At 67.4% G+C, this 10,352-nt stretch carries 11 protein-coding genes; 6 read left to right on the plus strand and 5 right to left on the minus strand.

The window, feature by feature from the left end; genetic code table 11:
- The first annotated feature begins 71 nt into the window (after positions 1-71).
- A complete protein-coding gene (locus AC1RLU_RS08280; RefSeq protein ID WP_061963973.1) occupies positions 72-1,349 on the plus strand; it encodes an O-acetylhomoserine aminocarboxypropyltransferase in 1,278 nt (425 codons plus the stop codon).
- Positions 1,350-1,460: 111 nt separating this feature from the next.
- Here the strand turns inward: AC1RLU_RS08280 and AC1RLU_RS08285 are convergent, their stop codons facing one another.
- Positions 1,461-2,546 carry a COX15/CtaA family protein gene (locus AC1RLU_RS08285; RefSeq protein ID WP_492795245.1) on the minus strand — a complete coding sequence of 362 codons (1,086 nt, stop codon included), beginning with the start codon at positions 2,544-2,546 and terminating at the stop codon, positions 1,461-1,463.
- 116 nt (positions 2,547-2,662) lie between these two features.
- Here AC1RLU_RS08285 and AC1RLU_RS08290 point away from each other — a divergent pair, with 116 nt between their 5' ends.
- The gene (locus tag AC1RLU_RS08290) at positions 2,663-2,872 is read left to right on the plus strand and encodes a DUF2842 domain-containing protein (RefSeq protein ID WP_061963975.1); all 210 of its coding nucleotides are present in this window, start codon (positions 2,663-2,665) and stop codon (positions 2,870-2,872) included.
- 6 nt (positions 2,873-2,878) lie between these two features.
- Here the strand turns inward: AC1RLU_RS08290 and AC1RLU_RS08295 are convergent, their stop codons facing one another.
- On the minus strand, positions 2,879-3,940 hold the full coding sequence (locus AC1RLU_RS08295; protein WP_492794931.1) for a polysaccharide deacetylase family protein: 1,062 nt from the start codon (positions 3,938-3,940) through the stop codon (positions 2,879-2,881).
- Positions 3,941-4,135: 195 nt separating this feature from the next.
- Between AC1RLU_RS08295 and AC1RLU_RS08300 the strand changes: the two genes are divergently transcribed.
- Entirely contained in the window at positions 4,136-5,362 is a 1,227-nt protein-coding gene (locus tag AC1RLU_RS08300) for a GNAT family N-acetyltransferase (protein ID WP_492794932.1), read from the plus strand.
- A gap of 14 nt (positions 5,363-5,376) precedes the next feature.
- On the opposite strand, the gene AC1RLU_RS08305 is transcribed toward AC1RLU_RS08300, so the two are convergent.
- A complete protein-coding gene (locus AC1RLU_RS08305) occupies positions 5,377-7,539 on the minus strand; it encodes a GumC family protein (RefSeq protein ID WP_492794933.1) in 2,163 nt (720 codons plus the stop codon).
- A 104-nt stretch (positions 7,540-7,643) separates the two neighbouring features.
- Here AC1RLU_RS08305 and AC1RLU_RS08310 point away from each other — a divergent pair, with 104 nt between their 5' ends.
- Genes AC1RLU_RS08310 through AC1RLU_RS08320 form a run of 3 tightly spaced genes read left to right on the plus strand, consistent with a single transcriptional unit; the run spans position 7,644 to position 9,656 of the window.
- On the plus strand, positions 7,644-7,913 hold the full coding sequence (locus tag AC1RLU_RS08310) for a hypothetical protein (RefSeq protein WP_492794934.1): 270 nt from the start codon (positions 7,644-7,646) through the stop codon (positions 7,911-7,913).
- A complete protein-coding gene (locus AC1RLU_RS08315) occupies positions 7,913-8,473 on the plus strand; it encodes a polysaccharide biosynthesis/export family protein (protein ID WP_492794935.1) in 561 nt (186 codons plus the stop codon). The genes AC1RLU_RS08310 and AC1RLU_RS08315 overlap by 1 nt, the downstream gene beginning before the upstream one ends.
- A 16-nt stretch (positions 8,474-8,489) precedes the next feature.
- Complete coding sequence (locus tag AC1RLU_RS08320) at positions 8,490-9,656, plus strand: glycosyltransferase family 4 protein (protein WP_492794936.1); 1,167 nt, start codon at positions 8,490-8,492, stop codon at positions 9,654-9,656.
- Positions 9,657-9,665: 9 nt separating this feature from the next.
- Here AC1RLU_RS08320 and AC1RLU_RS08325 read toward each other — a convergent pair whose 3' ends face one another.
- Positions 9,666-10,001, minus strand: a complete 336-nt coding sequence (locus AC1RLU_RS08325; protein WP_492794937.1) for an SMR family transporter — start codon at positions 9,999-10,001, stop codon at positions 9,666-9,668.
- A complete protein-coding gene (locus tag AC1RLU_RS08330; protein ID WP_082617017.1) occupies positions 9,998-10,351 on the minus strand; it encodes a DMT family transporter in 354 nt (117 codons plus the stop codon). Before AC1RLU_RS08330 ends, AC1RLU_RS08325 begins: the two co-directional genes overlap by 4 nt.
- Position 10,352 lies beyond the last annotated feature (1 nt).

A 10,352-nucleotide genomic window follows, 5' to 3' on the forward strand; every position in this document is an offset into this window, starting at 1 on the left:
GAATTGACGCCTCGCGAGCCGTTCGTTAAATCGAACGATCCGTTTTCGACGTCAGACCATAGGGAGCAGCCATGACCGACCGCGCACCGGGGTTCCACACACTCGCCATCCATGCCGGAGCGGCTCCCGACGCAGCGACCGGCGCACGCGCCACGCCGATCTATCAGACAACCTCCTTCGTCTTCGACGATGTCGACCATGCCGCCTCGCTGTTCGGACTGCAGGCCTTCGGCAATATCTACACCCGCCTCGGCAACCCGACGAACGCGGTGCTGGAAGAGCGCGTCGCGGCGCTGGAGGGCGGCACGGCGGCGCTCGCCGTCGCCTCGGGCCATGCGGCCGAGTTCCTGTGCTTCCACGCGCTGCTGCAGCCGGGCGACGAATTCGTCGCGTCGCGCAAGCTCTATGGCGGCTCGATCAACCAGTTCAACCATTCCTACAAGAACTTCGGCTGGAACGTGATCTGGGCCGATCCTGACGACCTCGAAGGCTTCGCCGCCGCCGTGACGCCGAAGACCAAGGCGATCTTCATCGAATCCATCGCCAATCCCGGCGGCGTCATCGTCGATATCGCCGCGATCAGCGCGATCGCGAAGAAGCACAACATCCCGCTCATCGTCGACAACACGATGGCCTCGCCCTATCTGCTGCGCCCCTTCGAGCACGGCGCCGACATCGTCGTGCATTCGGCGACCAAGTTCCTCGGCGGCCATGGCAACTCGATCGGCGGCCTGATCGTCGACGGCGGCTCATTCAACTGGGTCGGCGACGACCGCTACCCGATGCTCTCCAAGCCGCGGCCGGAATATAACGGCATGGTGCTGGGCGAGACCTTCGGCAATTTCGCCTTCGCCATCGCGACCCGCGTGCTCGGCCTGCGAGATCTCGGCCCCGCGCTCTCGCCCTTCAACGCCTTCATGCTGCTGACCGGCATCGAGACCTTGCCGCTGCGCATGCAACGCCATTGCGAGAGCACACAGAAGGTCGCCGAGCACCTCCAGAAGCATCCGGCGGTCGAGTGGGTCAGCTATCCCGGCCTGGCCGGCGATAAATACGAGGCATTGGCCAAGCGCTATACGCCGAAGGGCGCCGGCGCGGTCTTCACCTTCGGCCTCAAGGGCGGCTACGACGCCGGCGTCAAGCTGGTCTCGAATCTCAAGCTGTTCTCGCATCTCGCCAATATCGGCGACACGCGCTCGCTGGTGATCCACCCGGCCTCGACGACGCATCGCCAGCTCACGGACGAGCAGAAGACCGCGTCGGGCGCGGGGCCGCAGGTGGTGCGCCTCTCGATCGGCCTCGAGGATGTCGAGGACCTGATTGCGGATCTGGATCAGGCGCTGGCCTAAGCGAGTGCGTCATTCTCGGGCTTGACCCGAGAATCTCATGACAAAGCAGGCGTCGGCAACGGCGCCTTTTTCTTTGGGAGGTGCTCGGGTCAAGCCCGAGCATGACGCTCTTTAACCCCGCGCCGCCTGCTCAGTGCGGGTGAGGTGGACCACGCCCATCGCCAGCACGGCGAAGCCGAGCGCCTGATGGGCGAGCCCGGCCCAGAGCGGCACCACCAGCAACAGCGTGACGACGCCGAGCGCCGATTGCGCCAGCACGAGCCCGGCGATGGCGGCCGAACGCTTGGCGCTGCCCGATCCCGGCGCCGCCCGGCGCAATCTCAGCACATTCCACAACGCGATGGCGAAAAGGATGTAGGCGCCGATGCGGTGGTTGAACTGCACCAGCGCGACATTGTCGACGAAGTTCTCCCAGAACGGCGTCCGGGCGAAGAGCTGCGAGCCGGGCGGCACCAGCGCGCCATCCATCAGCGGCCAGGTGTTGAAGGTGAAGCCCGCCTTGGAGCCGGCGACGAGCCCGCCGAGCGCGATCTGCACAAAGAGCAGGAGCAGCAGCAGCCATGCAGCTCCCCTGCCTCGCACCGGTTCGATCCGGCGCAGCGGCGTCAATGTCGTCGCGAAGGCGACGACCGAGGCGAAGAACAGGCCGGCGAAAGTCAGATGCAGCGTCAGCTTGACCGGTGCGACCGCGACCATCCCGGGCTGGAGACCCGACGCGACCATGATCCAGCCGATCGTGCCCTGCAGGCCGAGCAGCAGGCCCATGCCGAACAGCGTCGCGATCTGCCGGGCCGGCAGAGCGCGGCGCAAGGCGACGACGAGGAAGCCGGCGAGATAGATCAGTCCGATGAAGCGGCCGAGCTGGCGGTGGCCCCATTCCCACCAGTAGATGAACTGGAACTGGCCGAGGCTCATGCCCTCGTTGAGGAGCTGATATTGCGGGCTCGCGCGGTACTTGCCGAATTCCTCGGCCCAGGCATCGGCGGAAAGCGGCGGCATCGCCCCGGTGATCGGCTTCCATTCGGTGATCGAGAGGCCGGAGCCGGTGAGCCGCGTCGCGCCGCCGACCACGACCATCAGGAAGACGAGGCCGGCCACGATCCAGAGCCAGCGGCGGGTGCCGGCATGGTCGGCCCTGGCGTCGGCGCGTGTCTGGTCGAGGGCGAGTGTCACGGGCGGGCTTTCGGTCGCAGGCAGGGATATTCAGGCGTGCATCGCTTCACAAGCGCGGCTGCCGGTGACATAGACCCGTCGCTCCGGCGCGACAACGCCCGCATTGCCGCAGCAGCCAGGTCTGCCCCGTGGAGAGCCCGATGAAACAACGCAACCGCAAGCTGCTCGGGACCGTGCTGATCCTCGTCTTCGTCTGCGTCTATGCGCTCGTGGCGATGGCGCTGGCGCAGGGGCGGATCACCGAGGCGTCGAAGCCGGTGCAGACCATCGCCTATATCGTGCTCGGCCTCGCCTGGGTCCTGCCGCTGCTGCCGCTGATCAAGTGGATGGAGAGGAAAGACGAGGCTTGATCGTTATCAGGCGACGTCCAGTTTCCGCCCCTTGTTCCGCAACCAGAACGGCAGCCCCGACAGCAGCGCCCGCAGCGCTGCCTCGTTCTGGTGAAGGCCGTTGAGCGAGACCCGCGGCAGGGCATGGAGATGGGCGGCGTGCTCGGGGAGGAGATGACCCGGCCGCGTCGTCACCGCGCTCTCGAAGCCCGCCTCAGCGGCAAGCGCGAAATCGCGCGGCCCGGCCGAGCCGGGATCGCCGACCGGATAGGCGAAATGGCGGATCGGGATGCCCAGTTCCGCCTCTAACCGCTCCTTGCTCCCCACGATCTCGCGGCGCGCGACATCCGCGTCGTGCTTCGCCAGCATCGGGTGCGTCAGGGTATGGGCGCCGATGGTCACGCCCGGTGCGCCGGACAAGGCCCGCAGCGTATCCCAAGGCAGGCACTCGCGCTCGACGAGAGCGACGGGGTCGATGCCGGCCTCGGCCGCAAGATCGGAAATCACTGAGAGCAGAATCGCTTCCGGGCCACGGCGCAGACGCCAGTAGAGCTTCGCAAAGGCGCGGTTCTTCTCGGCATCGGTCTCGGTCCGGGCGGTGAAACGGCCATCCGGCAAGGCAAGATCGAGCCGCGGCAAAGCGCGGATCGCCTCCTCCAGCTCCAGCCACCAGAGCCGCGCGGTACGGTCGGCAAAGCCCGGCGTCACGAACAGCGTCCAGGGCGCCTCGTGCCCGGCCAGGACTGGCCAGGCCTCCTCGACATTGTCGCGATAGCCGTCGTCGAAGGTCAGCGCGACGAAAAAGCGGCCGGGCTTCGGATTGCGCAGGCGCGCCAGCGCCTCCTGCAGCGAGACGATGTCGTAGCCCTCGGCCCGGATCAGGCGTAGCGCTCGGTCGAGGAAGCCGGGGGTGATGTCGAGCAGGGCGTTCGGCGCGAAGCCACGCGTCTGCGCCGCCCGGACATGATGCAGGGTCAGGATCACGCCCTGCCCTTGCGCGACACCGCGGCTCCAGCGATCGGCGCCCGTCGCCGCCATCACCCGGAATGCGGCCGCAATGGCCTTGTGACGCCCGTTCATCGCCGCCAACTGCAACCGTCCCTTTGCAACCACCCGTCCTTGATCTGTCGCATTGTCTTCACGCGAACCGGTATCCACTTCTCTCGACAATGCTTTAACGCTATCGCGCGATCACGCGGCCGGGCCGGGCGAGTGTGGCCGATCCGTTCACAATGACGGGTTAAGGACGCTTACATCTGTTCTGCTCGCACGGGCGAAGGACGCATGCCCACCATCGCCGCACCAACGCCGGCCCCGCCGGACGCGATCACCGCCAGCCGCCCCGCAACGCGCCCCTGGGCCTCGATCGCGATCGAGACAGATGTCGCCGCGCTGGCGGACACATGGCGCGCCTTCGAAGCGACGGCGCTGGTGACGCCCTATCAGAGCTATGACTGGGTCAGGCATTTCGCCGAGACGATCGGGGCGGCGCATGACATGACCTTCCGCTACGCCCTGGTGCATGACGCCGCCGGGACGCTCTGCGCGCTGCTGCCGCTTGTCGTCACCGGGCGCAGTGGCTTCCGCTTCGCCGAGTTCATCGGCGGCAAGCACGCGAACTACCATATGGGGCTCTACGCTCCGGGTTTCGCCGCACAGCTCGATGTGGCGCTGACCGCACGGATGCTGACGGAGATCGGCAGCGCGATCGGCGGGCTCGATGCGCTGGCCTTCGTCAACCAGCCTGTCACCTGGCAGGGCGTCACCAATCCCGCGGCGCAACTCGCCGCCGGTCCGAGCCCGAGCCGCGCCTACAAGCTCGCCCTGATCGCCGGGGACGGGGACGCGACGCTCAGGCGCTCGATGAGCAGCCATGCCCGCAAGAAGCTCAAGAACAAGCACAGCCGCTTCAAGGATTTCGGGCCATCGACGCTGGTACGAGCGGCAGCGCCCGAAGAGATCACGCGCATCATCGACGCCTTCCTGTCACAGAAGGCCGAGCGCTTCCGCAGCATGGGCGTGCCCGACCCCTTCGCCGAGCCGGCGATGCGCGCCTTCCTGGAGCGCGCGGCGATAGCATGCGGCAGCCCTCGCCCGTCGATCGAACTCTATTCCCTCGACCTGGCCGGCCGCTCGGTGGCGACCTATGTCGGCACGATCCAGGGCGAACGCTTCTCCGGCATGGCGACCTCGTTCGACATGGCCAGCGAAACCGTCAAGACCAGCCCGGGGGAGTTGCTGCTGGCCGAACTGATCCGCCTGAAAGCCCGCGAGGGTGTCGCGGTCTTCGATCTCGGCGTCGGCGAGGCCCGCTACAAGACCACCTTCTGCGACGACCATGACGATCTCGTCGACAGCTTCCTGCCCCTGACCTTCAAGGGCCGCGTCTTCGCCCGGATCGCCCGGACGAAGCGCGACTTGAAACGGCGGATCAAGCGCTCGCCGATGGCGCTGAAGCTCGCCCAGCGCGCATCGGGCTGGCTCAGGAGCAGGCGCTCCGAGGAGGAGTAGGGCCGCCCTGCTCCTCAGGCGCCGACGGGCATTTCCGTGCGCGAAACCGGGGGCATGGGCACGCCGCCCTCGGCGTCGAGGATCAGCGTGACCGGCGCTTCGGTCAGTTCGCTCAGGCGGTAGGCCGTCTCGAGGGCATGGCCGTTGCCGACCTGCCCGCTCATGACGAGCCCGGCCTGCGCCCGGCGGGCGACCGGCGCCAGCACCGTGCCGTCGTCGTTGGAGGCGGCGGCGACCAGCACCCAGTCATAGGTCTCGCAAAGCGCATCGAGCGCGACGTCGACCAGATCGGGCGCCGCCAGAACCGCAGCGCGGCCGGCGCGGCCGGCGCCGATGCGATGCAGCCGCGAACCCGACGCCCGGGTGATGATGTCGGAGAACAGGGCCTCACCGGCAAGCAGCTCCGAGAAGCCGGCCTCCCCGCCCCCGTGATCCGAGGACAGGTCGACGAGCACGCAGCGGCAGCGCTGGGCGAGCAGTTCGGCGAGATCGCGCGGCCTGGCGGCCCCGTCGCCCGCGCCATCCAGGACCAGCGCCAGCGGCGCCATGCCGCGCGCCGGCTCGTGGGTCCGCTCGGCGATCTCCGCCAAGGTCAGCTCGGGCCGGTCGAGGTCGAGCCGGCTCTGACCGAGCTTTCCGGCATGCGTGAGCAGACCGGCGACACGCGCATGGCGCGGCGTACCCGGCACCGGGTCAGGCGTCTCCATCTCATCTTCCGAGGAGCCGGCGGACACCCAGCGCGGTCCGCGCGGAGCGTCCGGCAGAGACCTGCCCTGGCCGTTGAGCAATTCGCGGGTCACGATCGTCGCAAGCGCGATCAGGAAGGTCGCGAGCGTCGCGACCAGCACCACCGGCACCTTCTTCGGGAAGGAAGGTTCGGTCGGCTCCACCGCGCGCGAGATGATGCGCGCATCGGCCGGCGTCGCATTCATCGTGTCGCGCGCGACGGCCTCGCGGTAGCGCTGCATGTACTGCTCGAGCTGTTCGCGCAGCGTGCGGGCCTCGCGCTCCAGCGCGCGCAGCTGCACCTCGCTGTCATTGGCGCTGGAGACGTTCTTCTTCTGCCCGTCGAGCGCGGCCTGGAAGCTCTCGACGCGCTGGCCGGCGATCTTGGCCTCGTTCTCCAGCGTGCGCACGGTGCGCTCGGCAGCGGCGCGGAGCTGGCCTTCGAGATCGAGAAGCTGGGCGTTGAGCTCCTTGATCCGCGGATGCTCCGGCAGGAGGCTGCGTGATTCCGCCGCGATCTGGGCGCGCAGGTTGACGCGCTGCTCGATCAGCCGGCGGACGAGGTCGTTATTGGCGACATCCGGGATCTCGAACGTGCGCCCCTGCTTGATGGCGTCGCGGATCAACCCCGCCTTGGCCTGCGACTCCGCCTGCTGGCTGCGAGCGCTGGAGAGCTGCGCCGACAGGTCGGTGAGCTGCTGGGACGAGATGGTCGTGTTGTTGGGCCCGGAGAACAGGCCGTTCTTCGAGCGGTAATCCTCGACCTTGGCCTCGGCTTCGGCGACGCGCTTGCGCAGGGGCTCGATCGTGGTCGAGAGCCAGTTCGAGGCGTTGCGGGCGTTCTCCTGCTTCGCCACTTCCTGGAACTCGAGATAGGTCTCGGCGATGGTGTTGGCGCCCTTGGCGGCGAGCGCCGCATCGCGCGAGGTGAACTCGACGGAGACGATGCGCGAACGGCCGACGGGGTAGACCAGCAAACGGTCATAATATTTCTCGAGGACGCGCTCCTCGGGAGAGCGGTCGGCCGGATGGCCGCCGAGCCCGATCATCACGGCGAGCTTGCGCAGGGCGCTCAACGCACCGACGCCCGAATCGAATTCGCCGTTGCCGACCAGCCCGATCCGCTTGATCGCCTCGCGCGCCAAGTCGCGGGACATGATGACCTGGACCTGGCTCTGCACGGCCTCGGAATCGAACTGGCTGCTATCGGCCGGCGCCTGGCCCGATAGCGTAAAGAAGCCGCCGCGACTCTCCAGCAGCAGCTTCGCTTCGCCGGTATAACGCGGTGTCACCACGTTCACCGCGACAAAGGACAGGCCGAGCGCGGCGAGCGTCGGCGCAATGATCCAGAACTTGCGGCGCTTGATCGCCGCCCAGAGGGCGGAGAGATCGAGCATGTCGCCCCGGCCTTCTCCGGCGCCGCGCGCATCAATGCCAGCTTGAGCGGTCATGGGCCCACCTATCGACGCAAAACTCTCGCCCCCTGGAAGGGACGCGGGCGACATTGAACCCTCAGTAAGCCTAATGAACTGCTAACAATCTCAATTTGTTAATCATGATCACTGGCGGCACCGGGTATCTATCTGGAGGCTTTTCACCTCAAGACTTGCCGTTTTCGGTGCAGGCGTTCGACTTGGCCATCGAGCTTATTGACGGCTGTCGCCAGTCCGCCGAGCACGACATTCTGGGCCTTGATCTCGACGGCCGGACGGCGGCGCTTGAACCATCCTTCCGCCGCCCCGGCACCCAAAACGGCCCACGGGAAGCCTTTGTTAACCATACCGGGCCTAAAGATCGGGCGAGTTCTGCACGGGTAAGCCAGTGATGAGTCGACGTCTCGCCTCTCTCGCCTTGGCCGCCGCCATGATGGCGGGCGCTTGCGCGCCCCGCTATCCGGCGTCGGACTATGCGCTCGCCGAACCGGCGGGGCCTTATCGGCTCGCCAGTGGCGACCGGCTGCGCATCATCGTCTTCGGGCAGGACAATCTCTCCAATATCTATGCGGTCGACGGCGCCGGGCGCATCGCCATGCCGCTGATCGGCTCGGTCGAGGCGCAGGGGCGCACGACGCAGCAGCTCGCCCAGGCGGTCGAGGCCAAGCTGCGCGGCGGCTATCTGCGCGAGCCCAAGGTTTCGGTCGAGGTCGATACCTACCGGCCGTTCTTCGTGCTCGGCGAGGTCACCACGTCCGGCCAGTTCCCCTATGTGAACGGCATGACCGTGCAGACGGCCGTTGCCATTGCCGGTGGCTTCACGCCGCGAGGCCTGCGCTCCTCTGCCGAGGTGACGCGCCAGATCGAGGGACAGACCGTGACCGCGACCGTGCCGATCACCTATCCGGTCCAGCCCGGCGACACCATCGTCATCAAGGAACGCTGGTTCTGAGATCGCGCCTCGCCCCATGACGGACAGCCCGGCTTCCCGCCGCTTGAAAATCCTGCATGTCTTTCGGGCACCGCTTGGCGGGCTGTTCCGGCACGTCCTCGACGTCGCCCGCGGCCAGGTCGAGCGCGGGCACGATGTCGGCATCTTCTGCGATTCCAGCACCGGCGGGGCACGAGCCGACGAAGTCTTTCGCGAGCTCGCCGGGCAGTTGACGCTGGGCGTGACGCGGGTGCCGATGTCGCGCTATCCGAGCGCCACCGACCTCAAGGCGCAGCTGTCAGAGATGTCGCTGCGGCGGCGCCTCGCGCCGGATGTCGTGCATTGCCACGGCTCGAAAGGCGGGGTCTATGGCCGCATCCCTGCCCTGTTCTCGCCCGGCCGGCGCTATGTCACCGCCTACACGCCCCATGGCGGCAGCTTCAACTACAAGCCCGGCAGCGTGGAGCATAAAGTCTATATGAGCGTCGAGCGCCTGCTCGAGGGCGCTACCGACATGTTCCTGTTCGAGAGCCGCTTCATCGCCGGGCGCTTCGAGGCCCATGTCGGCCATGTGCCGCGCACGGACCATCGGGTGGTGCTCAACGGCGTCTCCGACGCGGAATTCGAGCCGATCGATCATGGCGCCGCGGAATTCGACCTGCTCTATCTGGGTGAACTGCGCTCGGCCAAGGGCGTCGACACGCTGATCGACGCGCTGGCGCTGCTGCGCCGCCGCGACGGGCTGACGCCGCGGATCCTCATCATCGGCTCGGGGCCGGACGAAGACGAATTGCGGCAGATGACGCGCGAACGCGGCGTCGCCGACCAGTGCGTCTTTGAGCCGCCGGCACCCATCCGCAAGGCCCTGGCCCGCGCCCGCGCCATGGTGATCCCGTCGCGGGCCGAATCCCTGCCCTATGTCATCCTGGAAGCAGCCGCGGCTGCCCAGCCGCTGATCTCGACCGATGTCGGCGGTATCGGCGAGATCTACGGCCCCAATCATCGCCAGCGATTGATCCAGGCCAACGACCCGACGATCCTTGCCGGGGCGATCCGGGCGATGCTTGATACGCCGGAAGCCGAACGCCTAGCCCAGGCGGCCGACCTCGCCGGCCATGTCCACCAGAACTTCCGCCTGGACGACATGATCGACGGCGTCATCGCCGCCTATCGCGATGCGCTGGAGACGCGCGGCATCGCCTGAAGCCTTGCTTCAGACCAGCTTGAGCGCGACGACGCCGCAGACCACCAGCAGGATGCCGAGCCAGCCCACCGGCCTGATGCGCTGGCCGAAGACCAGCGCGCCGATGATCGCGGTGATCACCAGACCCGCCCCGCCCCAGACCGCATAGGCGACCGACAGGTCCATGCCCCTGATCGCCTGGGCGAGCGCCGCGAAGGCGCCCATGACGAGCACGATACCGCCGGCGCCCATCGTGCGACGGATCATGCCGTCCGAGAGCTTGAGCAGATAGGTGCCGCCGATTTCGAGCGTGACGGCCAGCAGCAGCCAGAGGAAAGGCGCAGCCTGCGTGAAGGAGGCGGTCACACGAGCCTCCCGTCACCCTCGCTGCGTTCGTGCCCCACTCCGTTCTCGATGAGGAGAATGCCGGCCAGGATCGCGGCCAGGCCGGCCGCGCGGGCAGCCGTCAGATGCTCGCCGAAGAGCACATGGCCGATCAGCGCGATGCCGACGATGCCGAGCCCTTCCCAGACGGCATAGGCGACCGCCATCGGAATGACCCGCAACGCGATGCTGAGCAGGATGAAGGAGAAGCCGATCAGGATCAGCGGCAGCGTGCCGACGAGCCATGAGGTGGAGACAGCCGACTTCAACGCGGCCGTCGCGACGATCTCGACGGCGATCGCCGCGAGCAGAACCAACCAATGAAAAGACATG

The sequence above is a fragment of the Allobosea sp. GW822-FHT05A11 genome (genome assembly GCF_058800455.1).

Bases quoted from the DNA above. Each gene is read 5' to 3' on its own strand.
- AC1RLU_RS08280 (WP_061963973.1), top strand. From the start codon at position 72: ATGACCGACCGCGCACCGGGGTTCCACACACTCGCCATCCATGCCGGA.
- AC1RLU_RS08290 (WP_061963975.1), top strand. From the start codon at position 2,663: ATGAAACAACGCAACCGCAAGCTGCTCGGGACCGTGCTGATCCTCGTC.
- AC1RLU_RS08300 (WP_492794932.1), top strand. From the start codon at position 4,136: ATGCCCACCATCGCCGCACCAACGCCGGCCCCGCCGGACGCGATCACC.
- AC1RLU_RS08305 (WP_492794933.1), bottom strand. From the start codon at position 7,539: ATGACCGCTCAAGCTGGCATTGATGCGCGCGGCGCCGGAGAAGGCCGG.
- AC1RLU_RS08310 (WP_492794934.1), top strand. From the start codon at position 7,644: ATGATCACTGGCGGCACCGGGTATCTATCTGGAGGCTTTTCACCTCAA.
- AC1RLU_RS08315 (WP_492794935.1), top strand. From the start codon at position 7,913: ATGAGTCGACGTCTCGCCTCTCTCGCCTTGGCCGCCGCCATGATGGCG.
- AC1RLU_RS08320 (WP_492794936.1), top strand. From the start codon at position 8,490: ATGACGGACAGCCCGGCTTCCCGCCGCTTGAAAATCCTGCATGTCTTT.
- AC1RLU_RS08330 (WP_082617017.1), bottom strand. From the start codon at position 10,351: ATGTCTTTTCATTGGTTGGTTCTGCTCGCGGCGATCGCCGTCGAGATC.